At 53.4% G+C, this 25,125-nt stretch carries 28 protein-coding genes; 25 read left to right on the forward strand and 3 right to left on the reverse strand.

All coding sequences use genetic code 11. From position 1 onward, the window contains the following. The first annotated feature begins 6 nt into the window (after window positions 1-6). From PVA01S_RS12990 to PVA01S_RS13035, 10 genes are all read left to right on the forward strand, one after another. A complete protein-coding gene (locus PVA01S_RS12990) occupies window positions 7-597 on the forward strand; it encodes a histidine phosphatase family protein (RefSeq protein ID WP_054797753.1) in 591 nt (196 codons plus the stop codon). Between the two features lie 166 nt (window positions 598-763). Then, complete coding sequence (locus tag PVA01S_RS12995) at window positions 764-1,882, forward strand: hypothetical protein (RefSeq protein ID WP_127607970.1); 1,119 nt, start codon at window positions 764-766, stop codon at window positions 1,880-1,882. A gap of 59 nt (window positions 1,883-1,941) precedes the next feature. Continuing rightward, the gene (locus PVA01S_RS13000) at window positions 1,942-2,454 is read left to right on the forward strand and encodes a gamma carbonic anhydrase family protein (protein WP_127607971.1); all 513 of its coding nucleotides are present in this window, start codon (window positions 1,942-1,944) and stop codon (window positions 2,452-2,454) included. Window positions 2,455-2,545: 91 nt separating this feature from the next. After that, complete coding sequence (locus tag PVA01S_RS13005) at window positions 2,546-2,737, forward strand: IDEAL domain-containing protein (protein ID WP_054797751.1); 192 nt, start codon at window positions 2,546-2,548, stop codon at window positions 2,735-2,737. Window positions 2,738-2,857: 120 nt separating this feature from the next. Further along, a complete protein-coding gene (locus PVA01S_RS13010) occupies window positions 2,858-3,316 on the forward strand; it encodes a DUF2487 family protein (RefSeq protein WP_054797755.1) in 459 nt (152 codons plus the stop codon). Between the two features lie 238 nt (window positions 3,317-3,554). After that, window positions 3,555-4,100, forward strand: coding sequence for a QcrA and Rieske domain-containing protein (locus PVA01S_RS13015; protein WP_054797750.1), 546 nt, complete (start codon window positions 3,555-3,557; stop codon window positions 4,098-4,100). A 19-nt stretch (window positions 4,101-4,119) separates the two neighbouring features. After that, entirely contained in the window at window positions 4,120-4,791 is a 672-nt protein-coding gene (gene qcrB / locus PVA01S_RS13020) for a menaquinol-cytochrome c reductase cytochrome b subunit (RefSeq protein ID WP_127607972.1), read from the forward strand. A 59-nt stretch (window positions 4,792-4,850) separates the two neighbouring features. Continuing rightward, complete coding sequence (locus PVA01S_RS13025; RefSeq protein WP_127607973.1) at window positions 4,851-5,738, forward strand: c-type cytochrome; 888 nt, start codon at window positions 4,851-4,853, stop codon at window positions 5,736-5,738. 62 nt (window positions 5,739-5,800) lie between these two features. Then, window positions 5,801-6,490, forward strand: coding sequence for a DUF1405 domain-containing protein (locus PVA01S_RS13030; RefSeq protein ID WP_127607974.1), 690 nt, complete (start codon window positions 5,801-5,803; stop codon window positions 6,488-6,490). 44 nt (window positions 6,491-6,534) lie between these two features. Further along, window positions 6,535-7,407 carry a sporulation protein YpjB gene (locus PVA01S_RS13035; protein WP_127607975.1) on the forward strand — a complete coding sequence of 291 codons (873 nt, stop codon included), beginning with the start codon at window positions 6,535-6,537 and terminating at the stop codon, window positions 7,405-7,407. A gap of 10 nt (window positions 7,408-7,417) precedes the next feature. On the opposite strand, the gene PVA01S_RS13040 is transcribed toward PVA01S_RS13035, so the two are convergent. Continuing rightward, entirely contained in the window at window positions 7,418-8,287 is an 870-nt protein-coding gene (locus tag PVA01S_RS13040; protein ID WP_127607976.1) for a YitT family protein, read from the reverse strand. A 167-nt stretch (window positions 8,288-8,454) separates the two neighbouring features. Between PVA01S_RS13040 and PVA01S_RS13045 the strand changes: the two genes are divergently transcribed. The 14 genes from PVA01S_RS13045 (at window position 8,455) to PVA01S_RS13110 (ending at window position 21,806) form a co-directional block, all read left to right on the forward strand. Continuing rightward, on the forward strand, window positions 8,455-8,793 hold the full coding sequence (locus PVA01S_RS13045; protein ID WP_127607999.1) for a nucleotide pyrophosphohydrolase: 339 nt from the start codon (window positions 8,455-8,457) through the stop codon (window positions 8,791-8,793). 88 nt (window positions 8,794-8,881) lie between these two features. After that, entirely contained in the window at window positions 8,882-9,406 is a 525-nt protein-coding gene (locus PVA01S_RS13050) for a tetratricopeptide repeat protein (RefSeq protein WP_127607977.1), read from the forward strand. A gap of 30 nt (window positions 9,407-9,436) precedes the next feature. Continuing rightward, entirely contained in the window at window positions 9,437-10,243 is an 807-nt protein-coding gene (gene dapB / locus PVA01S_RS13055) for a 4-hydroxy-tetrahydrodipicolinate reductase (protein ID WP_127607978.1), read from the forward strand. A gap of 111 nt (window positions 10,244-10,354) precedes the next feature. Then, window positions 10,355-10,774: a methylglyoxal synthase gene (locus PVA01S_RS13060; RefSeq protein ID WP_174817584.1), complete on the forward strand. Its 420-nt coding sequence runs from the start codon at window positions 10,355-10,357 to the stop codon at window positions 10,772-10,774. Next, the gene (bshB1, locus tag PVA01S_RS13065; RefSeq protein WP_127607980.1) at window positions 10,771-11,466 is read left to right on the forward strand and encodes a bacillithiol biosynthesis deacetylase BshB1; all 696 of its coding nucleotides are present in this window, start codon (window positions 10,771-10,773) and stop codon (window positions 11,464-11,466) included. The genes PVA01S_RS13060 and bshB1 overlap by 4 nt, the downstream gene beginning before the upstream one ends. Before the next feature lie 48 nt (window positions 11,467-11,514). Continuing rightward, the gene (gene bshA / locus PVA01S_RS13070) at window positions 11,515-12,681 is read left to right on the forward strand and encodes an N-acetyl-alpha-D-glucosaminyl L-malate synthase BshA (protein WP_127607981.1); all 1,167 of its coding nucleotides are present in this window, start codon (window positions 11,515-11,517) and stop codon (window positions 12,679-12,681) included. 16 nt (window positions 12,682-12,697) lie between these two features. Next, window positions 12,698-14,029, forward strand: coding sequence for a CCA tRNA nucleotidyltransferase (locus PVA01S_RS13075; protein ID WP_127607982.1), 1,332 nt, complete (start codon window positions 12,698-12,700; stop codon window positions 14,027-14,029). Continuing rightward, the gene (locus tag PVA01S_RS13080; RefSeq protein ID WP_054800082.1) at window positions 14,026-14,997 is read left to right on the forward strand and encodes a biotin--[acetyl-CoA-carboxylase] ligase; all 972 of its coding nucleotides are present in this window, start codon (window positions 14,026-14,028) and stop codon (window positions 14,995-14,997) included. Before PVA01S_RS13075 ends, PVA01S_RS13080 begins: the two co-directional genes overlap by 4 nt. A 310-nt stretch (window positions 14,998-15,307) precedes the next feature. Beyond that, on the forward strand, window positions 15,308-16,168 hold the full coding sequence (gene panB / locus PVA01S_RS13085; protein ID WP_127607983.1) for a 3-methyl-2-oxobutanoate hydroxymethyltransferase: 861 nt from the start codon (window positions 15,308-15,310) through the stop codon (window positions 16,166-16,168). Between the two features lie 2 nt (window positions 16,169-16,170). Continuing rightward, window positions 16,171-17,037 carry a pantoate--beta-alanine ligase gene (gene panC, locus PVA01S_RS13090; RefSeq protein WP_054797746.1) on the forward strand — a complete coding sequence of 289 codons (867 nt, stop codon included), beginning with the start codon at window positions 16,171-16,173 and terminating at the stop codon, window positions 17,035-17,037. Window positions 17,038-17,103: 66 nt separating this feature from the next. Continuing rightward, a complete protein-coding gene (gene panD, locus PVA01S_RS13095) occupies window positions 17,104-17,487 on the forward strand; it encodes an aspartate 1-decarboxylase (protein ID WP_054797745.1) in 384 nt (127 codons plus the stop codon). Between the two features lie 75 nt (window positions 17,488-17,562). Further along, complete coding sequence (locus tag PVA01S_RS13100) at window positions 17,563-18,219, forward strand: tetratricopeptide repeat protein (protein ID WP_127607984.1); 657 nt, start codon at window positions 17,563-17,565, stop codon at window positions 18,217-18,219. A 105-nt stretch (window positions 18,220-18,324) separates the two neighbouring features. After that, window positions 18,325-21,189: an ATP-dependent DNA helicase DinG gene (dinG, locus tag PVA01S_RS13105; RefSeq protein ID WP_127608000.1), complete on the forward strand. Its 2,865-nt coding sequence runs from the start codon at window positions 18,325-18,327 to the stop codon at window positions 21,187-21,189. After that, window positions 21,186-21,806, forward strand: a complete 621-nt coding sequence (locus PVA01S_RS13110) for a redox-sensing transcriptional repressor Rex (protein WP_054797744.1) — start codon at window positions 21,186-21,188, stop codon at window positions 21,804-21,806. Before dinG ends, PVA01S_RS13110 begins: the two co-directional genes overlap by 4 nt. A 60-nt stretch (window positions 21,807-21,866) precedes the next feature. Here the strand turns inward: PVA01S_RS13110 and PVA01S_RS13115 are convergent, their stop codons facing one another. Further along, complete coding sequence (locus PVA01S_RS13115) at window positions 21,867-22,865, reverse strand: inorganic phosphate transporter (protein ID WP_054797743.1); 999 nt, start codon at window positions 22,863-22,865, stop codon at window positions 21,867-21,869. 59 nt (window positions 22,866-22,924) lie between these two features. After that, on the reverse strand, window positions 22,925-23,545 hold the full coding sequence (locus PVA01S_RS13120) for a DUF47 domain-containing protein (protein WP_127607985.1): 621 nt from the start codon (window positions 23,543-23,545) through the stop codon (window positions 22,925-22,927). Between the two features lie 272 nt (window positions 23,546-23,817). Here PVA01S_RS13120 and PVA01S_RS13125 point away from each other — a divergent pair, with 272 nt between their 5' ends. After that, a complete protein-coding gene (locus PVA01S_RS13125) occupies window positions 23,818-25,116 on the forward strand; it encodes an amidohydrolase (RefSeq protein WP_127607986.1) in 1,299 nt (432 codons plus the stop codon). The last annotated feature ends 9 nt before the right edge of the window (window positions 25,117-25,125 follow it).

Consider the following 25,125-nt stretch of genomic DNA (forward strand, 5'->3'; position numbering starts at 1 on the left):
TAATTCATGACGACCATCGGATTTATTCGTCACGGAACGACGGAATGGAACTTGGCGGGACGGATGCAGGGGCAGATGGACACGCCGCTGGCGGAGGTCGGACGGGTTCAAGCCGGGCTGCTGGGCGAACGGCTGAGAGGCGAGCCCTGGGATGGCATCGTAACCAGCGATTTAATGAGAGCAAGAGAAACGGCGGAACGAATTGCGCAAGCGACAGGTACTCCGGTGCTGGGCGTCGATGCGCGGCTGCGAGAGCGGGCTTTCGGGCAGCTCGAAGGAACGACGCTGGATGAGCGATTGGCGCGTTGGGGCGAACAATGGCGTCAGCTTGATCTTGGATTGGAAAGCGACGAGCTTTTACTGATGCGGTGGCAGTCGTTCTTGAGCGATTTGGAACGCGATCATGGCGGGAAACGGATCTTAATCGTCAGCCATGGCGGTTATATCGTACCGGTGATCGAATCGATCGGGCGACTGACGCTTGAAAGCCATCTCATGAATACGTCGTTGACGGTCATGGAACGGATTGACGACGGATGGCGGCTCCGTCTTCTTAATTGTACGGCACACCTCGCATCGCTTAAAACTAGCCCGTAAACCCGCGTAAATAACGACTACTCAAGCTTTCACCAGCTTCTTTATGAAGCAGGTGAAAGCTTTGTTTGTTTTTCTACGTTTAAAAACGGCACAAATTCCCATAATGGATAGTAAGGTTGAAACGACTCCAGCAGGTGCAGGAGGAGGGTTTAGGGGGAATTCAAGCATGAATTTAGCCGACATGTTGAGTTACGCGGACATTCATGATCTGAGCCGCATAGCCGGCACGTATGATTGCGAATGTAACGACCATTCCAAACATGAGCTGATCCAGTCGATTTTATCCCGAGTGGGACGAAGCGACGTGTTCGAGCGGTACGTTGATGAATTGACCATCGAGGACATCCGGTTCCTGAACTCGCTGCTGTTCGATCAACGAGGCTCATTCAGCTTGGAAGAATTGCTCGCGAGGGTGCAGCAAAGCAAATTTGTTAAAGATGAGGCGGACACCGATTGGAATCCGCGAGAGATGATTACAAGGTTTAAGCATCGCGGCTGGTTGTTCAACGGGCACTCGCAGCAAACCCGCTATTTGTTTCAGATTCCTGCGGATTTGAAGAGAAGATTTATTACCGCGCTCTCGAAGCGGTTCGAGGAGAGGATGCTGCTGACGGATGAGCCGTCCGTCTATCGTGACGAACAGAAGCTGATTTTGGACGACATTTGGCATTTCCTGCATTATTTGCAAGATCAAGAGGTGATGTTAACCTCGGAGCTGGTTATGTACAAGCGCAATTTGCAGCAGATTCTCGAGCGTTTGGCCGTTCGGGAGGAGCCTGTCGGCAAAACGGCATGGCGTTTCGGGTACGGACGCATGTTTCGGGATTATCCGAACCGCTTCTCGTTTATTTACGATTACTGCTATTTCAGCGATCTCATTACCGAGCATCATCAGGTGCTGGCGTTGACCGAGCGCGGGAAAGCGGCCGTAATCGAGAATCGGAAGGAAGATCCGGTTCACGTGTACCGATTCTGGTTAAGGCTCTATAAAGGGCCTATTCCCCAGCTGCAGTCCATCGTCCAGTGGCTGAACCGGCTAGGCGGCTCGTGGGTGACGCTATCGTCGCTGAAAGAGACGCTGGGTCCGTTGATCCGGCCGTTTTACTACGATTCAGCGGACGCTATTCTGGAACAGCGTATCTTGCAGATGATGATGCATCTCGGGCTTCTACGGATCGGGGAAGACGAGCATAAGGGCACGGTGATCCAAATATCCAAACTTGGATCCCGTATCATTGAAGGCACGTATGTGCCGGATGAGAACCCCCTCGTGCTGGATGTTTGACAAGCGGGTATCGGCTTGCTACAATCACTCCAATTTATATATGAAATGGAGTGGTTGGAATGCTGCATAGTTACAACGGGATTTTTCCGCAAGTGCACGAGAGCGTGTTTTTGGCCGCAGGCGTTCAGGTAATCGGCGATGTGGTGATTGAAGAAGGGGCGAGCATCTGGTACAACACGGTGCTCCGGGGCGATTTGGCCCCCATACGGATCGGCAAGCGGAGCAATATTCAGGACGGCTGTATCGGCCATGTGAACAAGGATGAACCGCTTATTGTCGAGGAGGAGGTGTCCGTCGGACACGGCGCCATTATCCACGGCTGCCGGATAGGCAAAGGCACATTAATCGGGATGGGAGCTATTGTACTTAACGGTGCCTCGATCGGTGAATATGCTTTAATAGGAGCGGGGTCGCTAATTACGGAAAACAAATCGATCCCCTCGTACACGCTATCCCTCGGTTCGCCGGCCAAAGTTGTCCGCGAGCTTGCAGAACCGGACTTGGCCAGGATGAAACGAACGATGGAAAGCTACTGCCTCAAGCGCGAGGAATATCGCAACCTGCAGGCGTAATCCGTTGTCCGCCTGAATGGAATGCAGGCGGCCCGTCCGCTTTCGGAAAAAGATGAAATTTCATTATGACCCGGTTTGGAGGTAGGTACTCATGGGCAAAATGAACGTGACAAACGACATGATGCTAAGTTTGTTTGCTGAAATGATGCTTGATGAAGCTATACGCGACTATCGAGAAAAGAAGCTGTACAACGAAATCGATCAGGCCTTGGCTGCGGGTGACGAACAATCCTTTATTGCCCTAACGACCGAACTAAACACGCTGCGCTCCCAGGGCATATGATCTCTTCATACAGGCTTGCTAGAGAAGGCAAATCGTGACATTTTATCGAAAGGCATATGAAACCCCTTCATATGTCTTTTTTTTGTGTTAAAGTAAGGAACGGGAAAGAAGGTGAAACGGATGAAATTCAGTGAAATCGAATCGGGAAACTGGTCGGAGCTTCAGCCCTATCTGGACACGTGCGTGCTGCCTGTTACGGGACTTGACGGTTCCGAATCTCCCTGGGAAGCCGCGGCGGCGCTGGAAGATTTGCGCGATGTGCTGGACCTGATCGAAATTCCTTTCAAAGGACGGATCGTGACGTTTCCGGCGATGCATTATATCGGTACGGGACAAGCGGCTGCTTCGGCACGAAAGCTGATTGAGGACGTCTGCGCAAGGCTAAAGGACGCGGGGTTCCGATATGTCGTGCTTGTGTCCGCATCGCGGCATGCGGAAGCCGGACTGCCGGTGGGTGCGGAAGGGGCGGATCTGATCATAGCCATGACGAAGGAAGAACTGACGGCGTTAGGCGCAGAAGCGAGGCGTTCGGTCGCTGACAAGCTGACGGAGCTTTGGCGGGACAGGCAATCGGTGTAAACGATGTATGTTCTGCGCCAAGGGTGTAAATTCTATGTAAGAGCACGCTGGAGGCGGCCGGCAGCAGTTGTGACAATTATGTTAAAACTGCTTGATCCGCCTCGTTTTCCAAGGCGCATAGTCATGTCTCCATTCTTGACGCACCCAGTGACGTAAGCTATTATTAGTTATGTCCTAGTATATGGTGTAAAGTTATGTCGAACGACTGATATATGTTGCAAAAGGGGGTAGAACGAGAATGAACGATCACACGAATCACGATTCGCAGCATCATGGCGAGAAACCGGTGAAACGTCGGGAAATGTCCAGACGCCAGTTTCTTTCCTACACCCTTGGCGGCGCAGGAGCTTTCATGGGTGCCGGGATGCTGGTACCGATGGTTCGGTTTGCGGTGGATCCGGTCCTTCAACCTAAGAAGAAAGCCGATTGGGTGAAGGTTGTGGAAGAATCCAAGATTACGAACGAGCCGAAATCTTTCAAATTCGCGGTGCATCAGGTCGACGGTTGGTTTGAAAGCGACCCCGAGCTGGAAGCGTGGATATCGAAAGGCAAGGACGGCAAAGTTTTTGCGTTGAATCCGACCTGTAAACATTTAGGTTGCACCGTAAACTGGAATGCGAATCCGGAATACAAGGATCAATATTATTGTCCTTGTCACGGTGCGCACTACACGCCGGACGGCAAACAGCTGGCTGTCGCATCGGCGCCGCTGGATGAGTATGAAGTGAAAGTGGAGCAAGGCTTTGTGTACCTCGGTCAGCTTGGTCCGAACAAACGGGTGTAATAAGGAGGCGTAACATCAGATGTTTAAAAGTGTCTATAACTGGATCGATGAACGCCTGGATATCACGCCGCTGTGGCGGGACGTAGCGGATCACGAGGTGCCTGAGCACGTTAACCCGGCTCATCACTTCTCTGCTTTCGTTTATTGTTTCGGCGGATTGACGTTCTTTATCACAGTTATACAAATTTTGTCCGGTATGTTCTTAACGATGTATTACGTGCCGGATATTATCAACGCCTATGCAAGCGTTGACTATCTGCAGCATAAAGTGGCGTTCGGCGTTATCGTTCGCGGGATGCACCACTGGGGTGCGAGCTTGGTTATCGTGATGATGTTCTTACATACGCTCCGCGTCTTTTTCACTGGTTCGTATAAAGCTCCTCGCGAGATGAACTGGGTTGTAGGTATGTTGATTTTCTTCGTTATGTTGGGTCTCGGGTTGACAGGCTATCTCCTTCCTTGGGATAACAAAGCCTATTTCGCGACAAGCGTTACGTTGAAGATTGTGGAATCCGCTCCGTATATTGGACCTTACGCCAAGTCGTTCTTGCAAGGCGGCGAGATCGTAGGAGCTCAAACGTTGACGAGATTCTTCGCCTTACACGTGTTCTTCCTGCCGGCTGCCCTGCTTGGTCTGCTCGCCGGACACTTCTTGATGATCCGTAAGCAAGGGATTTCCGGGCCGCTCTAAGATGGGGAGGAACGATCACCGTTTACGGTTCATGAAAAAAATAGAAGGAGGGGCGATACGTGGCTCACGGACCTAAATCTGACGAAAAAATCGTTTACGTGGGAGACTCTCGCGTACGGGCGAAAGATACGCGCTTGATTCCGCAAGACTTCTCCGCTTATCCCGGTAAATCGGAAGTGTTCATTCCTAACTTCCTGTTGAAAGAGTGGATGGTAGGGGTTGTCGTCTTGCTCGGCATTCTGGTACTGGTTATGTCCGAAGCGGCGCCGCTTGGTTATCCGGCGGATCCGACCAACACGCAAATCATTCCGATGCCGGACTGGTACTTCCTGTTTATGTACCAATTGTTGAAATATCCATACACGTCCGGCGATTACGTCGTACTCGGTACGGTCGGCGTTCCGGGTATCTTGTTCGGTGCTTTGTTGCTCGCACCATTCCTCGATACCGGTAAAGAAAGACGTTTCTACAAACGTCCAATCGCCTCGACGTTGATGTTCGTAAGCTTGATTGCATGCACCTACTTGACGGTTTATTCCTGGCAGCACTATCAGCATGAGCTGAAAGAGAAAAATCTCGTTCCGGAGCACATTAAGCGCGAGGAAGAGATGCATGCGTCCAAGGGTGCCGGCGGTGCTGGCGGCGGAGGGGCGAAGAAGCCCGCTGCGCAGGCTGCGGCAATCGTCGCTCCGGATGACCCGGCAGCAGCGATTTATCAGAAGTCAACTTGCTTGCAATGCCATGGCGGCGAGTTGAAAGGAATGCCTTCCGCTGGAATTCCTGCCCTTCGCGGCATCGGCGACAAGCATAGTAAAGATGAAATCATCGGTATCATCAAGAATGGCCAGGGCAATATGACGGCGCAATACGACGCCAACATCGCCAAAGGCCTTTCCGCAGACGATATGGACAAATTGGCCGATTGGTTGGCCAAACAGAAGAAATAACCATGAACAAAACCTGATCGCTTGCAGCGGTCAGGTTTTTTAGTAAGCTGGGAGGGTTATCGTTGACCAATTGGCGTTTGTCGTACTATGTTTCAACGCCGTTCTTGGGCAGTAGGCTGATGCTTTGGAGCTTGTTTGTGATCAATCTCCTCGGCACGGTCTACGGGTATGAATGGTATTGGAAGCAGCTCCTCTTTACATCCGAAAATTTCGGCAACGCGTACTTGCCCTTCGTGCCGGATAGTCCTACGGCCAGCCTGTTCTTTACTTGTTTTATTGGGTTCCTGCTGTGGAATGTCGATAAGCAGACCGGTATAGCGGTGCCGCCCGAACGGGCCGGATGGCTGCGCGGATGTATAGAAGCGTTCGCGCTCATTACTTCGTTCAAATACGGCGTATGGGCCGTAGCGATGATTTGGGCGGGCGCTTATCAAGGGGACGGCATCGTTTGGCAGGATTGGATGCTGACGATTTCTCATCTGGGGATGGCCGCCGAAGCGTTACTCTATGCGAGATTTTACCGGTATACGCCTTGGGCGGTGTTGATCGTCGCCGCCTGGACGCTTTGGAACGATGCGATGGATTACGGCGCCGGGGTATTTCCGTGGCTGCCGGAAACCTTGCTGGACGATCTTGGCGCCATTCGACTGTTTACAATGGGACTTAGCTTCATCGGCATTGCAATCGCGATCATCATCTGGCTGATCCGCTATAGGAAGCACGGACGGATTTTACAGCACAAATCGGTCTAAATGAGACAACCCCTCCATAAATTGTACTTAGGAGGGGATGTCCGATGATCGGATTCGGGAAAATGAAGTGGATCGGGGTAAGTATGGCGCTCATATTGTTTTTGCCGCTATTGGCGGGCTGCGCATTATCCGCCAAGCAGGATGCTGCGGCAGCCGTTAAGCCGACGCCAGAGCAGCTCCAGAAGGTGAAGCTGTTGAATGAAACGGCGGAAACGATGTACCAGAAGGTCCAGCAGGGCGATATTCCGGGAAGCCGCGCGGTGCTGCAGCAGATTAGCGACCAGGTCACGCAAATACGGTTCGAGGGCATCACGTCGGTGGAAGGTCTGAACGCGCTGACTGATACGATCACCGAAGCTAAACGCGTCTTTCAAGCGGTTAAATTTAACCCGGATGCAGGGAAAATATCCGCGGCCAAAGTTCGCTTGGCGACCGATTCCCTTACGCACGCGAGCCAACCGCTCTGGCTGCAATATTACAAGCAGCTGCAGGATGACGTGAATGTGATCGAACAGACGGCCAAAGCTAGCGATAAAACGTCCCTGCAGCATGCCAGCGCACACTTCGAGCAGCATTACAGCATCATTCACCCGAGCTTGCTGATCAGCCGGCCCGCCGAAGATGTCGAGCGAATGGATTCGCTTGTCGCTTTTGTGAAATCGCAATCGATGAGTCAAGGCATGCCGTTCCGTAACGTGTTAAACGCGGTCCCGCCAATGCGGCAAATGTTGGACAAATTGTTTATGAAGCGCGAAGCGACGGCTTACTTGCCGTATCCGGAGCCACAAAATCCGATTCTATGGACGCTTGCCTTCGGTTCGGTCATCTTGGCCGCCCTGTGCTTCGCCGGTTGGCGTTTATCGAAGAAGAACGACGGGATTGTTACGGTACGCCGCAACGAAGACGGCTACATATAAGCTTGTGATGCTAGGAAAGAGGCTTAAAGCCTTCGCCGACGACGTCGTGCACCTCTGTGATGATAATAAACGCACGGGGATCGACGGCTCGGACGAGGTCTTTAAGCCTTCTCATTTCACTGCGGGCAACGACGCAGTAGACGACGTTCTTGCTTTGCTTGGAGAAGGCGCCGATCGCCGGAATCAGCGTAACCCCGCGGTCCAAGCTGTTCGTAATTTCGTCGGCCAACCGGTCGGCGCGCTCGCTGATTATCGTGAATGCCCTGGCCGCGTAGGCACCTTCGATGAAGATATCGATCATTTTGGTCGTAATGAACACGGCTACAAGCGTATACATAATTTTTTCCTTCGGCAAAAAAAACAACGAAAGCGCAAGCACGATCGCGTCGGAGAATAAAATAATGCGTCCGACGCTCCACCCCCTCAGCTTATGAGCGATGCGCGCCACAATATCGGAGCCGCCGGTCGTTCCCCCGTACCGAAACACTAGTCCGAGTCCGATGCCTAACGTAAATCCGGCATAGGCGGATACGAGAAAAAAATCATGTTCCGTCCGGAACGGTTCAATCCATCCCGCACGAATGGAATGCTCCATTAACCAAAGAAAAAATGAAAGCAGCAGCGTACCGGCAATCGTATAGAACATCGATGATTTGCCCAGGATACGCCAGCCCAGAACAAATAACGGGATATTGATGACAAGGGTTGTCAGGGAAGGGGGAAAGCCGAATATATAGTTCAGCAATAGGGCGATACCGGTGATGCCGCCTTCCATGAACTCGTTGGAAATGACGAAATAGTGGAGACCGAATGCATAAACGGCAGTCCCCATGGCGATAGGCAAAAGGTTTCGAAGCGGCGTCCATAGGGGGGAGAGCATGGCGGAAACACCTCCTGTTCCTCCCTAATATGGCTCGCCGTTCATGGCGGTATGCTTCGCGACAAAAATAATTTGTCACGGAACCTCCATTTGCGTTAACATGGTATTGATGTTCTGCGGTGATGCAAGCATCAGAACCCAAAGTAAGGCTGGTGACGGATCGAACCATGGACAAGGAACGCTCGCTTAAAGACCTCCAGGAGGAGGTGGATGCATACATATCTCAATTTAAGGAAGGTTACTTCCGTCCGATGACGATGCTGGCAAGGATGTCGGAAGAAGTCGGCGAGCTGGCGCGGGAAGTGAATCACCGGTTCGGCGAGAAACCGAAAAAGCCGACGGAAGCGGACAATTCAATCGAGCTGGAGCTCGGCGACATTCTTTTCATAACGATTTGCTTTGCCAATTCGCTTGGCATCGATCTAACGAAGGCGCATGATCAAGTCATGCATAAATTCCGTACGCGGGACGCCGACCGTTGGACTAAAGTGGACACCGATTCGTAACGTCTTACATAATGCTGTACCATCACCCTTTTTTCCGTACGGTCGTACCATGCGCCGGCTCGTATGCACGTAGGAAGGAGATGGGGGAATGGATGGCGAACTTGCAATTAAAAAAGCGTACGAATCGATCTTAAATCACGATTTCGAACAGGCTATCGGTTGGTTCGAACGGGCCATCGCCTTGAATCCCAATAACGCTTCTTACCATTACAAGCTGTCGATTACCTACGCGCGCAGCAATAAATTGTCGAAGGCGATCCGGCATGCGGAACAAGCGGTGAAGCTCGAGCCGACGGATGAGCACTATACGTTTCATTTGCAGCATCTGCGCGCAAAAGCGTTGTTGGTTGAGGCGGAAAAATTGTTCGAAGAATCGGATGAGCGGCTCTGGCTGGCCGTTGCTTTAGTGAAACAAGCGGTAGAGAAAGACCCGCTGTCGTTAGAAGCTTACCTGCTGCTAGGGATCGCTTATGCGCGGCTTGACGAATACAGCTTGGCGATCGGGGCCGTGAAAGAGCTGCTGAAGCTTGATCCCGGGCACTCGATCGGGAACCGGCTGCTCTCGGAATATGAACACAAATGGAAACAATATATGAGGCGTACTTCATCCTAGGGAGTGCAGAAGGAGAGGACACAAGAGATTATGGGACAAACGAAGATTAAAGTAGCGGTTGCCGGCGCAAGCGGCCGTATGGGACGAGAGGTTGTAAAAATGGTTCTTGCCGATCCGGAACTCGAGCTCGTAGCGGCGATGGACCGATCGACGAAGAACACGGATGCGGGCCGGCTTGTCGGGCTCGATCCGTGCGGCGTCATGGTGACGAACGACTTGGAATTAACGCTTGTGGAAACGAACCCGGATGTCATGGTCGACTTCACGACGCCGCAATCGGCCGTCGTTAATACGGCGCTCGCCATTAAACACAAGGTTCGTCCGGTCATGGGCACGACAGGCTTCACCCCGGAAGACATCGAAGCGCTGGACAAGCAGTGTAAAGCTGCCGGGATCGGAGGGCTGATTGCGCCGAACTTCTCGATTGGCGCGATTCTGATGATGAAATTCGCGGCGCAAGCGGCCAAATATATGCCACATGTGGAAATTATCGAATACCACGGGGATCAGAAGCTTGACGCTCCTTCAGGCACGTCCGTCAAGACCGCGGAGATGATTGCGCAAGTGCGGGGCGAGTTGAGACAAGGCAACCCGAAAGAGGAAGAAACGATCGAAGGGGCGAGAGGCGGCTACTACGACGGATTTCGGATACATAGCGTGAGGCTTCCAGGGATTTTTGCGCAGCAGGAAGTGGTGTTCGGCGCTTTCGGCCAAACCCTGAAAATCCGGCACGATTCGTACGACCGGGCGGGTTACATGCCCGGCGTGAACGTTGCGGTGAAGAAAGTGATGACATATGCAGGCATGGTTTACGGCTTCGAGCATTTCATCGATTGACGGAAGTCGGGGACAAGGCCGATCTTTGCGGTTTCGCCCCGATGCCAATCGTTTTTGAACCGCGAAAACACCGTTTGCAACAGCCTAAGGGGGAGCTAAATCCGTATGACAATGAATATCGCGCTCATTGCGCATGACCGCAAAAAAGACGAAATGGTCAATTTCGTGACCGCCTATGAACATGTATTTCAGCATCATAAGCTGTTTGCGACCGGCACGACCGGCACGCGCATTATGGAGAAGACGAAGCTGCAAATCAACCGTTTCATGTCCGGTCCGCTTGGGGGAGATCAGCAGATCGGCGCCATGGTTGCCACCAACGAAATGGACTTGATCATCTTTCTGCGAGATCCGTTAATGGCTCAGCCGCACGAGCCGGATATTATCGCGCTGCTTCGTTTGTGCGACGTGCAGGGCATTCCGTGCGCAACCAATATCGCCACGGGCGAAATATTGGTTAAAGCGCTCGACCGCGGCGATTTCGCCTGGCGTGAGCTCGTACATAAATATAAGCCGGGTATTGAAGAATGACGGATACGCTCGATTTCTTAATATTCGGGGCGCATCCCGACGATGCGGAAATCGGCATGGGCGGCACGATCGCCAAGCATGCGGCAGCCGGTTACCGGATCGGAATATGCGACTTGACGCTCGCCGAAATGTCGTCGAACGGCACAGTCGATACGCGGCAGGCCGAAGCCGAGGAGGCGTCGCGCATTATGGGTCTATCCGCCCGCAGCAATCTGAAGCTTCCGGATCGGGGTCTTACTTTACGTTCGGACTTCATCGATCGGATCGTGGCCGAAATACGGCTGCGCAAGCCGCGCGTCGTATTTGCGCCTTACTGGGAGGACAGGCATCCGGATCATATCGCCTGTAGCAAGCTGGTGCAGGAGGCGGTATTCAATGCCAAGCTTCGCCGTTACATGCCGGAGCTCCCGGCGCATCAAGTTGCAGAGACTTATTTCTATTTCATTAACGATACGATCGATCCTGACGTAATGGTCGATGTAACCGCTTATTACGATACGAAACGATTGGCTTTACAAGCTTACCGCACGCAGTTCACGGCGGCGCCGGGCGGCGATTATGTAAGCACTCCGTTGAATCAAGGTTATATGGAACGCGTGGAAGCGCGCGATTTGCTGCTGGGACAGAAACGCTCGGTGTTGTATGCCGAAGGCTTTATGAGCAAACTGCCTTATATGACGGAGCTACTATAACCAACGACGTCAAGCGAATCGCAGCGTTAGCAGAAGGAGGCAGCGCCCATGGAGCGGTTGAAGATCGGGATTACCTGTTACCCTACGCTCGGAGGTTCCGGGGTGGTCGCGACAGAGCTCGGCAAGCTGCTTGCGGAAAAAGGGCATGAAGTGCACTTTATTACCCACAGCATGCCGTTTAGGCTCGGTAAATTCGATAAGAACATTTTTTATCATGAAGTCGAGGTTAATGATTACTACGTGTTTAAATACCCGCCTTACGACTTATCGCTCGCCAGTAAGCTGGCGCAAGTCGTGAAGCTGGAGGATTTGGACCTGCTGCATGTCCATTATGCGATTCCGCATGCGGTTTGCGCTTTATTGGCGAAGCAAATGGTAGGGCCGGAGCTGAAGGTCGTGACCACGCTCCACGGCACGGATATTACCGTGCTCGCCCAAGATGAATCGCTCAGCGACCTGATCCGGTACGCGATCAATGAAAGCGATGCGGTGACTGCCGTTTCCCAAGATTTGATTCAAGAGACGAGACAGCTGCTTGGGATCGAGAAGCCGATTGAGCTCGCTTACAACTTTGTCGACAAACGGGTGTATTATCCGCGCGAGGTGACGAGCTTACGCAAGGAGTTTGCGCATCCGGACGAAAAAATATTGATACATATTTCCAACTTCCGCCCGGTTAAACGGGTGACCGATGTGGTTGAAATTTTCGACCGGGTTCGCAAGGAAATGCCTGCGCGGCTGTTGTTCGTCGGAGAAGGTCCGGAGCTGTCCAAGGTGTTATGCAAAGTGAAGGAGCTCGGCTTGCTGGATCGCGTAACGTTTTGCGGCAAACAGGATGATGTCGCGCAGCTGCTGTCATTGGCCGATTTGATGCTTCTGCCTTCGGAGAAGGAGAGCTTCGGCCTGGTGGCGCTCGAAGCGATGGCGTGCGGCGTGCCGACGATTGCTTCCAATGCAGGCGGCATCCCAGAGCTTATTACGCATGGGGAAACGGGATATCTCGCCGAAATCGGCGATGTAGAGCAGATGTCACAGCTTGCAATCAACCTGCTGAAGAATGAGTCAGCTTACCGTACGATGAGGGAGGCTTGCTTGCACCGGGCGCGTTATACGTTCTGTAACGATGTGATTTCGAGACAGTATGAAGCGCTGTATTACCGGGTTTTGGGCAAACCGGTACCGAGCGAGCTTCAGGAGAAGCCGCTACAATGCTAAGAGGGATGAGTGCGGCATGAAAGAGACGGAGGGGCAGGCGTTAAAACAACATGCGCTCGGAATCGTGGCCCGGCTGAATGAAGCCGGCTTCGAAGCTTACTTCGTCGGCGGCTGTGTGCGGGACGAGCTGCTCGGCCGACCGGTTAAAGATTACGACATCGCTACATCGGCGCGGCCGGAGCAGGTGGAGGCGCTTTTCCAGCGCACCGTGCCGACCGGACTTCAGCACGGAACGGTTACGGTTGTCGTCCATCGGCAGCCGTTCGAGGTCACGACGTTCCGTAAAGAAGGGGATTATTCCGATTATCGTCGCCCGCATTCGGTCGAATATATCGACAGCCTGCACGAAGATTTGCAGCGGCGCGATTTTACGATGAACGCCATGGCGATGGATTTGAACGGGCGTCTGATCGACCCGTTCGGCGGACAAGCGGATTTGGAGCGAGGCATCCTGCGCTGCGTCGGTTCGGCGCAAGAAAGGTTCTCCGAGGACGCGCTGCGGATGCTTCGCTGTATTCGGTTCGCCGCGGAGTACGGCCTGAAGCCGGAGTCCGGCACCTGGTTGGCTTTGCTGGGGGCTGCGCCGCTGCTTAGGCATATCGCCATGGAACGCATTCGAGCCGAATTGGAACGGATGCTGACCGGAAGCGACCCGAGCGGAGCCATGCTCTTGCTGAAGGATTGCCGTTTGCTTGCGCATACCAAAGAAAAGCTTTGCTGGGCAAGACTGGATGAGATCGATAGCGTCGGAGAACTTGATCTGAGGAAGCTTACGCGGCTTGAGGATCGTCTGGCTTACCTGTACTTGAAACTGGGCGCCGGTCAAGGCGACTATGACACGGATATGCGGAAGCTGACGTTCGCCAAGAAACAAATCGAAGAGGTCGGCCGTATCGTGGAGGCGAATGCCTGGCTTATGCATGAACTGGCTGCATACACGGTGAGGGATGCTGGAGAACCGAGTCATGAGGCCAGAGAGCTATGGGTGGAAGCGGCGCTTCTATATGGGATCGACGGATTGCAAACGTTAAGAACTATTTATAAGTTGGACCGGAATATACGCCACGCTGCCGGTACGGATACGGTGACGCACCCCATATTCACGGAGTGGATTCGGCATGGCGAAGCGTGGCTTGCAGAAATGCCCGTTGCGCGGCTGCGGGATTTGGCGGTAACTGGGCAAGAGGTGCTGGAGGCGCTGCAGGGCAAAGCCGGTCCCTGGACGGGCAAGCTGCTGCAAGCGCTGCTCCGGCAGGCGGCTTTAGGCTCGCTGCCGAATCGGAAGGAAGCGTTAATCCAAGCGGCAAGGGAACTATACGGCGAAATGCAGGAGAAGGGAATACGATGACAGATCGGTTATTGGAGCTGTTCAAGCAGTCGGACCGCGATTATATCTCGGGTGAGGAGCTTAGCGGTAAGCTGAACATTAGCCGCACGGCCGTCTGGAAGCAGATTGAGCGGCTGAAGCAGCAGGGGTTTCAATTCGAAGCGATTCCACGCAAAGGCTACAGGCTTCTGTCGGCGCCGGAGAAGTTTGATTTGCCTTCCTTGCTGGCCGGCCTGCGTACGGAGCGGTTCGGCAGGCAGCTTCATCTTCGCGATGAAGTCGACTCGACCCAAATCGTCGCCCAGCAGCTTACGGCAGCCGGAGCGCCGGAGGGAGCCGTCGTGCTTGCCGAATTGCAAACGGCCGGCCGCGGCCGCATGGGCAGACGCTGGCATTCTCCGAAAGGGAAGGGGCTGTGGTTCAGCCTTATTTTACGTCCGGACTGGTTGCCGCTTTCCCAAACGCCGCAGCTTACGCTGTTGACAGCCGTGTCGTTATGCCGTGCCGTCCGGCAGGTGACCGGACTCGATGCGGGGATTAAGTGGCCGAACGATTTGTTGATCGACGGCCGCAAGGTCGCAGGGATTTTGCTGGAAGCGAACGTGGAGAACGGCACCCTGCAGCACGTTGTCGCCGGCATCGGCATTAGCGTCAACTTGACGGAGGACGACTATCCTCCCGACATTCGTGCAATTGCCACATCGCTCGCGATCGCGGCCGGTCGTCGAATCGACCGTTCGCTGCTGTTCGTGGAGCTCCTGGCGGAATGGGAGCGCTTGTACGCGCTGTATCGCTCGGAAGGCTTCGCGCCCATTAAGCTGCTGTGGGAAGCGTTGACGGTTTCGCTCGGACGGGAGATCGTGTGCCGAATGCCGCAGGAGACGGTTGAAGGGTTTGCCGAGGCGATCGACGAGCAAGGGGCGTTGCTCGTCCGGCTAAACGATGGCAGCGTGCGCAAAATGTTTTCGGGCGACGTTGAATTTAGATGACTTTTCATGTTAAGTTTGATATAATGAGCAGTAACGAAGGCGGTATCCTCGCAGGAACTGCACTTTGTTCCGTGTTCACGGTATGATGGAATGATGTACCGAAAATTTCATACTTTTTTGCAATATGTCGGATTCTGCTCTGAGCCTATTGGACCGAGACAGAAGGATCATATGAAATTAGACATGTGAACCTTTGAGCTCCCGTTTCCCGGGCAAGCTGGAAGGTTTTTTTGTTCTTCCGCAACAATCCGGCAAAGAATCGCAATACTATGTTCATCGGACGAAAATCGGAAGAAAGCAGGTGCTGCCCATGGAAACGCGCAAACCGATTACTACCGCCAAGCTGCGGAAAATGAAACAAGAGAAAACGCCGATTAGTGTGATTACCGCGTATGATTACCCATCCGCGATGCTGGCCGACCAAGCCGGCGTCGATGTCATTCTGGTTGGCGATTCGCTCGGCAATGTTGTGCTCGGTTACGAATCGACCGTTCCGGTCACGCTGGATGACATGATTTATCATACGAAGGCCGTGACGAGAGCCGTTCAATCCAGTTTCGTCGTCACGGATATGCCGTTCATGACGTATCACGGCAGTATGGACCAGACGCTGCGCAACGCCGCCCGCATCATGCAGGAAGGGCTTGCGAAAGCCGTCAAGGTGGAGGGCGGGGCGGAAATTGCGCCTGTCGTGAAGGCGCTTGTGCAGGCGGGCATTCCGGTCATGGCACATGTCGGCTTAACGCCGCAATCGATTCATCAAATCGGCGGTTACAAGGTGCAGGGAAAGACGAGCGAGCAGGCTCAGAAGCTGCTGGAGGATGCCCGGGCACTGGAAGAAGCGGGCGCGTTCTCCATCGTGCTGGAGCTGGTGACCGACCAGTTGGCGGAGCAGCTCACCGAGCGGTTGACCATACCGACGATCGGGATCGGGGCGGGCGCGTCCTGTGACGGGCAAGTGCTGGTCTTTCACGATGTGCTCGGTTACGGAGCGGACGTTCAGCCGAAGCGGTTTGTCAAGGCTTACGCGAACGTCGGTGAGACGATACGAGGTGCGTTGCAGCAGTACGTGCATGAAGTGAAGGCCAGACAGTTTCCTGCTGAAGGACACTCGTTCCGCATGACGGAAGAGGAAGCGAGCCATCTGTACGGCGGAGGGAGAATCCGATAACGATGCAAGTCATCCAGCATATAACAGACTTACGGCAGAGCATCCGCTCGCGGAGAGCGGAGCAGCCGTCCCTTCGCGTCGGCTTCGTGCCGACAATGGGCTTTTTGCACGAAGGACATGCTTCGCTTCTCGAAGCGGCGCGGCGCTCCTGCGATATCGTGGTGCTGAGCATCTTCGTGAACCCGTTGCAGTTCGGTCCGAACGAAGATTTCGAACGTTATCCCCGCGACGAAGAGCGGGACTTGGCCGTTGCCGAGCAGGCTGGAACGGATATCGTTTTCCTGCCTCAAGTCGCCGAAATGTACCCGCAGCCGATCAAGACGATGGTGTCGGTGCGCGAGGTCACCACACGGCTTTGCGGAGCTTCGCGGCCGGGTCACTTTGACGGGGTGGCGACGGTTGTCGCCAAGCTCTTCCATATCGTACAGCCGGATGCCGCATTTTTCGGGATGAAGGATGCGCAGCAGGTCGCCGTCATCGAGCAAATGGTGCTCGACCTCAACCTGCCGGTGGAGATCGTCCCGTGTCCGACGATTCGCGAAGCGGACGGCTTGGCCAAGAGCTCGCGGAACGTTTACTTGAACGAAGAGGAGCGGAAGCAGGCGACCGTATTGTCGGCCGCGCTGCGCGAAGCGGAGACGGCGCTTGCCGAGAGCGGCGTCGGCTTAACGCCGCAGCAGCTTATCGAGAACGTGCGAACGCATATCCGCCGGTCGCCGTTAGCCGAAATCGATTATGCCGAGGTTCTCGCGTTCCCTTCGCTTGAACCGCTCGAATCGTTCACACAAGGTGAACGCATCATTGTGGCGCTGGCGGTCAAATTCGGTAAGACACGTTTGATCGATAATTGTATCGTCCGAATTCCTTAACCTACACCTATCCCATGTCCCGGCCCGAGAGGCCGGCGGACACCCAACTATAAGGAGGCGAACGCCGTGTTTCGCACGATGCTCAAAGCGAAAATACACCGCGCTACCGTGACGGAAGCGAATCTGAACTATGTCGGGAGCATTACGATCGATCAAGACCTGCTGGATTTGCTCGATATGCTCCCGAACGAGAAAGTGCAAATCGTGAATAATAATAACGGCGCCCGGTTTGAAACGTACATTATTCCAGGCTCGAGAGGTTCGGGCGTTATTTGTCTGAACGGCGCCGCGGCTCGCTTGGTGCAGCCGGGGGATAAAGTCATTATTTTATCTTATGCCATGATGACGGACGAAGAAGCGCGCAAGCATACCCCGAGCATCGCCATTATGGGCGAAGGCAACGAGGTCGTCAGCGTATTGAAGGAAGAAATTCATTCCACCGTGCTCTAAGCCGAATGAAACGGGACGGGGAGACGCACAATGAAGATACCATGTTACCAAGCGGCGTAAAGGTGGGATGTGCGTATGTTCAAGCATCTGTTTGCATCGATGAATGAAATGCTGGATGAAGTGATGTCGGAATACCCGTCCTCAACCGCTGTGAAGCGGAAGCATTTGAAGGAAAAGCTGCGGGCTTTGAAGGCAATGAGTGACAGCTGTATTGAAGAATGGCTGTTGTTCGAAGAGAAGCTGGGCCAAATGATGCAGGCGACCGGCATGGTTTCCCTGCTGGGCGGCGCCGATCCGCTCGATCCGGAATTTGCGGCGAAACGATCAGATCTATTCGTGCGCGGGCAAGGCTTTTACAAGCTGCACATGTATAGCGAAGCGATCGATCAGTTTGCCGAGCTGCTGCACAATCAGCCTGACTTCACGCTAGCCCGGATCTACCTCGCCATGTCGTATTTTCATCAAGGACATACGGAAGACAGCTATTCCCATTTCCAATTTTTGTCGCAGTTAACGGAAAACCTGAAGCTGAAAGCCATCTCGTTAAACGCGATGGGGTGTATTCAGGTGAAGCAGAACAATCTGGAAAAAGCTTGCGAGCTGTTCAATTTAGCTTACCGCACTGACCCTTCCAGTGTCGAGCCATTGATCGACCTGGGCGTGTGCCGGGAGAAACAGGGCGGGCTTCACTTCACGTTCTCGCAGTCCCGCAGGTCGGGCCAGCCGCTTTAGAACGCTCATCCGATTGTGCTGCGGAAATAAGTTTGCTATTCCTTTTTCCACGTTGTGTGGTATGCTTATTGAGAACAGTGGAGGAAGGGATTGAGAAAGGCACCGATGAAATTTGCGGTTTTGGATTTTGAAACGACGGGGAGTCTGGCAACCGATCGGATTATCCAAGTCGGACTCATGATTATAGAGGATATGCAAATAACGGATAGGTATACTTCCCTCGTCAATCCGGGTATGAGTATACCTTCTTCTATTACAACGCTTACGGGCATTGATGACGCTATGGTGAAGGATGCGCCGTCAATCGACACGGTTATGGCCGAGATGGTGCCGCTGCTGCAAGATACGGCGCTTGTCGGCCATAATATCGGGTTTGATTTGGGGTTCTTGCAGCGGGCGCTCGATGAAACGGGTTATTTCTCGTTCGACGGACGCGTGCTCGACACGCTCGATGCGCTGCGCGTCCTGTACCCGGGGCTGTCGACCCTGCAGCTGTCGATGGTGGCTCACGCTTTCGGCATCGAACACGAGCGGCCGCATCAAGCGGACAGCGACGCCGAAGTAACGGCGCTTATCTGGATTCGCTGCATGGAGCGGCTGCAGGGGCTTCCTTTGTTGACGCTGCAGCGGCTGGATATGATCTTTGCCGAATCCACCAACGACTTCGGCTGGATCGTGCATGAGATGCTGCAATACCGGGAGCTGCACCAGCCGCTCGATCCGGATGCGGACCGGTATTTCCGCCAATTCGCTTTGGGCGTCGGCGATTGGGGCGAAGAGGAATCGATTCGCGAAGAGGATGAGGCGAAGACGTTGAAGGAGCCTTTCTCCGCCTTTTACGAGCAGCTGAAGGATGTGCTTAAACGGCGGTTTGACGCTTATGAAGAGCGGGAAGCCCAGGTGACGATGCTCAGCGAGGTGGAGAGCGCTTTTGAAGCGGGACATCATCTGATGGTGGAGGCGGGCACGGGTACCGGCAAATCGCTGGCTTATTTGATTCCTTCGCTGTACTACGGACTCAAGCACGATAAGAAGGTGCTCGTCAGCACGCATACGATCAATTTGCAGGAGCAGCTGCGGGAACGCGACATTCCGCTGCTGCACGAGCTGTTCCCGATCGGGTTCCGGGCCGCGCTGTTGAAAGGGCGAAGCCACTATTTATGCCTGCGCAAGTTCGAGCACAAAATCAACACGCTCGATTTCGAGAACGGCAAGGAAGACCGGATTACCGCCGGGCAGATGCTCGTGTGGCTCGGGGAAACGAAACACGGCGACGACGAGGAGCTTTTCTTTGCCAACAAAGGAAAGCCGTTTTGGCATACGGTGGAAAGCGACACCGATTCTTGCCTGAATCGCGCCTGCCCCTGGTTTAAAAAATGCTTTTACCATCGAGCCCGCCACGAGGCGAACACGGCCGACGTCATCATCACGAATCATTCGCTCTTATTTACGGATATGAAAGCGGACAACCGCCTGCTGCCTGCTTATAAGCATCTTGTTATCGATGAGGCTCATCATTTTGAAGAAGTGGCGAGCAAGCATCTGGGGATCGAGCTTCACTATCACGGGTTAATGAACACGCTTCATTGGCTGTATAAGGACGGCCGTTCCGGGCAATTGTCAAGCCTCCGCTTTCGTTTGCAGAAGGCGGACGAAGATCCGCGCGTGGCTGGCTGGAGCGCTGAGATCGACCGCGCGGTCGAGAAAGTGATGGAGATGAAAGAAGAGTGGGAGCAGCTGACGGAACTGCTGTATCAGTTGCTGACATCGCGCAGCGGGGAGTCGGCGGCTCAGCAGGAAGGCGGCGGCCTCGTGCTTCGGGTGAGGAAGGACGCGCTGCCCCTCGGGTGGGATAAGCTCGCGGTGCTTGAAGAGAATTTTCAGCTGCACGCGCTTGAAGCGCTTAAGAAGCTGGATAAGGTCGTCAGCGAGCTGAAAGAGGTGCAGGACGAATTCGAAGTGCAGAGCGTCGTAACCGACTTAAGCGGCACCGTGAAAGAACTTCATCGTTATAAAGATGCGCTCCATTTCTTTATGACGATGCCGGACGACAACTATGTGTATTGGTTAGAGGGCGGGTTGTACAACAAAAATCGCTCGCTTCAGCTGCATTGCGTGCCGGTCGATGTCAGCTCGCTGCTGCAGCAGCATTTCTTCGAGCCGAAAGATAGCGTAATACTGACCTCGGCCACACTCTCGGTAGGCAAATCGTTCGCTTACACCTGCGAACAGCTGGGGCTGAACGAATCGCAGCCATCCGGACAATTGAGAACGGTGCAGCTTCCCTCGCCGTTCAATTACCGGGAGCAGGCGCTTGTCGCTATCCCCCGGGACTTTCCGGGGCTGCGCGGCGGAAGCGGGGGCGACAAAGAGTTTATCGACCGCCTGATTCCGTCGCTGGCCGAAGTCGCGCTGGAAACGAAAGGGCGCATGCTGGTTCTTTTCACTTCCAATCGCATGCTGAAGACGGTTCATGCCGGTTTGAAGGAAATGCTGGCGCCGTTCGGCGTGAACGTGCTCGGACAAGGCGTGGACAGCGGCAATCGAAGCAAGCTGACGCGCATGTTCCAGAGCAGTCCTGCTTGCGTGCTTCTGGGCACGAGCAGCTTCTGGGAAGGCGTCGACATTCCGGGCGACGCGCTCACCTGTCTGGCCATCGTCCGGCTGCCGTTCCAGCCGCCGACGCATCCGCTTGTGGAAGCGAAGACGGAAAAGCTTAAGGCCAAGAATATGAATCCGTTCATGAAGCTGTCGGTACCACAGGCGGTTATTCGCTTCAAGCAGGGATTCGGAAGATTGGTTCGTACCGCATCGGACAAAGGGATCGTCATTATTTACGATACCCGGGTCATCGATACGAACTATGGGAAATACTTCTTGTATTCGCTGCCGGGACCTAAGATCGAGCATATGACTGCGAATCAGTTGGTTCCACGTATTAAGCGGTGGATGGAGGAGAACGAAGCATGAAAACGATGAAAATTTCCGAGGCGGTCGTCCGACGGCTGCCGATTTACTTGCGATTCTTGAATGAGCTGAGCAAGAAAAATATTTCAACCGTATCTTCACAGGATCTTGGACAAAAACTTGATCTGAATCCGGCCCAAATCCGTAAAGATCTCGCTTATTTTGGTGAATTCGGCAAGAAGGGCATCGGGTATGATGTCGATTATTTAATCGAGAAAATCAGACAAATTTTGAAGCTTGATAAAGTGATTCCCGTCGCGCTGGTCGGAGCGGGCAATTTGGGCCGCGCGTTATGCAATTACAACGCTTATTTAAAAGACAACATGAAAATTGTCGCTGTCTTTGACGCGCAACCGAACAAAATCGGCGAATCGATCAATAACTTAAAAGTAAAGCCGATGGAAGAGCTCGGGACGACGATTCGCGAGCTGCAGATCAGGATCGGGATTATTACCGTTCCTGCGCCGGAAGCGCAGCAGGTCGCCAACCAGTTCACCGAAGCGGGCGTCGAAGCGATCTTGAACTTTGCGCCGCTCATTATTAAAGTGCCGAGCGATGTACGGGTACACCATGCGGATTTCACGACGGACCTGCAAAGCCTCGCTTATTATTTGGATTAATTTATCCGATAAATGAATAACAACAAGCCCGTGCCGAACCGGCACGGGCTTGTCCTATTATTATACGAATGCGTAAATGATTTTGTAGATGAGGAACGCAATCACCATACTGATCGGAATTGTGATGATCCAGGTCAAGATCATTCGTGTTACCGTTGCCCATTTGACATCATGGAATCTCATCACGGAACCTGTTCCGATGATCGAGGAGGAAATGACGTGGGTTGTCGATAACGGCATCCCGAGATGGGTCGACGTTTGAATGACGATCGATGAGTTCAAGTCGGAAGCGAAGCCGTTGATCGGCTCGATCTTCAGCAGCTTACGGCTCATCGTCTTGATAATGCGCCATCCGCCGATTGAGGTTCCGAGGCCCATAGCGGTTGCAGCGGCTAATTTAACCCAGAGCGGAACGTCCAGCGTGTCTTGCTGGTTCATCGCAACCAAGGCGAATACGATGATCCCCATCGCTTTCTGAGCGTCGTTCCCGCCGTGGGAAAAGGAAAGCAGTCCCGCCGAGAAAATTTGGAAAATGCGGAACGTGCGATTGAGCTTGGAACGCGATTGGTTACCGGTCGACATAATAAAGAACCGGATAATCCACATAATCACGATACCGGTAGCGAACGCGACAATTGGCGATAAGACAAGAATCAGAATGATTTCACGAAACCCGGACCAGTTTAAAGCGTCCATCCCTGCGCCTGCAATGACGGCGCCGGCAAGCGAGCCGATAAGTGTGTGGGAAGAAGAGGACGGAATGCCGTAATACCAGGTGAGCAAGTTCCAAAGTATAGCCGTAATCAAGGCGGCGATGACGATATAAATACCGTTCTCAATGGTAGCCGGATTCGCGACTTTACCGCCCACCGTTTTAGCGACTTCTGACGAGTAGATTGCGCCGAGAAAGTTCAAAACGGCCGCGTAGATGATGGCGAATCTCGGTGACAGCGCTTTGGTTGAAATAGAAGTAGCGATAGCATTGGCCGTATCGTGAAATCCGTTGATAAAATCGAACAGAAGCGCCAAAGCAACGACTACAATCAATATGGTTAACATAATTTCCTCCTAAGTCATTGTGCATATTACCACTAACCGGTCCGGACTGGCCGGCAAGGTTAAGAGTATCTCAGCACAACGCTCTCCAAGATGTTGGCGACATCTTCACAGGCATCGGTCGTTTGCTCAAGGCGTTCGTACATTTCTTTCAATTTAAAATCGTGGTAAGGATCTTTCGGATTGGTGAAAATTTCACGGATGCCCTCGCGCATTAAACGGTCTCCTTCATTTTCCAAGCTGTTGATTTGCACGGTATGCTCCGTCAGCTGCATATACTTTTTCTTGGACAGCAGCTTGAAGGCATCGAGGATATGCTGACAGCTGGCTACGAGCACCGCAGAAAATTCCTTCATATATTTATCGGTAAACGTAATGTTCATATAGTCAAAACGTGCGATCGATGCTTCAATTCCGTCGAGCACGTCGTCGACCTTGGAAGCGAGCTCCATAATGTCTTCCCGGTCCAAAGGCGTAATGAACACTTTATTCAAGCCCTTGAAAATTTGATGCGTGATTTGATCTCCGGCATGCTCCAAATCCCGCAGCTGGGGGTAGAAGTTCGCCGGCGGCTCCGATCCCATCATGGCGGTTCGGAAAACTTGAGCGGCCTGCAGCGTGTTTTCAGAAGCCTTAATGAGCAGCAGTAAAAAATCGGTATCGTTCTTTTTTGTAAACAACATGGCTTTCGCCTCCTAAATTTATCGTAAATTTACAATATATAAATACTGTAACTACGGTTTATGTAGAAATAAGGGGTAAATTAACACAAAATTAAAAATAACACACTCGAATGTCGGAATGCAATCCTAGTTTCTCCAGAATCGTCTATGATGATGTGCATCCTTCCATGTGAAGGTGCGAAAGGCTCTCGCACCGCTTGCTGCTTGATTTTGCGTCGTTGAAATTGTACATTGATAACGGGAATGTAGCGAAGAGGAAAGGAACGGAAACGATGAAGAGAACGGTAATTACGAACGGACTTTTTATTACAATGGATGAACGGCAGCCGCTCGTTCGCGGATTTATGATTGTAGAAGGAGAGCGAATTGTACATATTGGGGAAGGCACGCCGGATCCAAGCGATTCGTTCGACGAAACGGTCGACGGCAGCCGCAAGCTGTTTATGCCCGGATTCGTCAACACGCACGGTCATGCGGCGATGTCCCTGCTTCGCGGCTATGGTGACGATATGGCGCTGCAGGTATGGCTTCAGGAAAAAATGTGGCCGATGGAAGCCAGGTTCACTGCGGCGGACGTTCGCGCGGGGACGCTGCTTTCGATACTGGAGATGCTTAAAGGCGGGACGACGACCTTCGTCGACATGTACGATCATATGAACGAAGTGGCTCAGGCGTCCGCGGAAAGCGGAATTCGCGCTTGCCTGACGCGCGGGGTGATCGGTTTATGTCCGCGCGATGTGCAGGACGCTAAATTAGCTGAAGCCGTCCAATTCGCCAAAGATTGGCACGGACAAGCCGAAGGACGCATTACGGCGATGATGTCGCCTCACGGTCCGTATACATGCCCGCCCGACTATATTGAGCGAATTGTGCAGGCGGCGCACGATCTTGATTTGCCGATTCATACGCATATGTCCGAAACGGCCCGGGAAGTGCAGGACAATGTGGACCAGTACGGAGCTAGGCCGGTTGCTCACTTGGAGAAGCTCGGCGTGTTCTCGCGGCCGACGCTCGTTGCGCACGGCGTTCATTTGACCGATGAGGAGATCGCCGTTCTGAAGCGATACGACGTCCGGGTCTCTCACAACCCCGGCAGCAATCTTAAGCTGGCGAGCGGGGTAGCGCGTGTGCCGGATTTAATGAAAGCGGGCGTACTGGTATCGCTCGGAACGGACGGCGCGGCGAGCAACAACAATCTGGACATGCTCGAAGAAGTGCGTCTTGCAGCGTTAATTCATAAAGGGGTATCCGGTGATCCGGTTGCGGTTTCCGCTGCGGAAGCGTTAAGAATGGGGACGCTGGACGGGGCGAGATCGATTTGGCTGAACGACGTGGGCGCGTTAAGCGCGGGGATGAAGGCTGACTTTATCGCGCTGGATCTGGACCAAGCGCACTATTATCCGCGCACGAACGTCATCTCTCATGTGGTGTACGCTGCAAGTTCGCGCGATGTGACCGATGTTTGCATTAACGGTCGCTGGGTCGTGCGCAAGGGGGAATGTCTTACGTTGGACGAAGAGAAAATCAAAGCTGAGGCGCAGCGCAGTTTCGAACGTTTGACGAGCGTGTAACGAACGCCA

It is taken from the genome of Paenibacillus validus NBRC 15382 (assembly GCF_004000985.1).
GTDB classification, from domain to species: domain Bacteria; phylum Bacillota; class Bacilli; order Paenibacillales; family NBRC-103111; genus Paenibacillus_G; species Paenibacillus_G validus.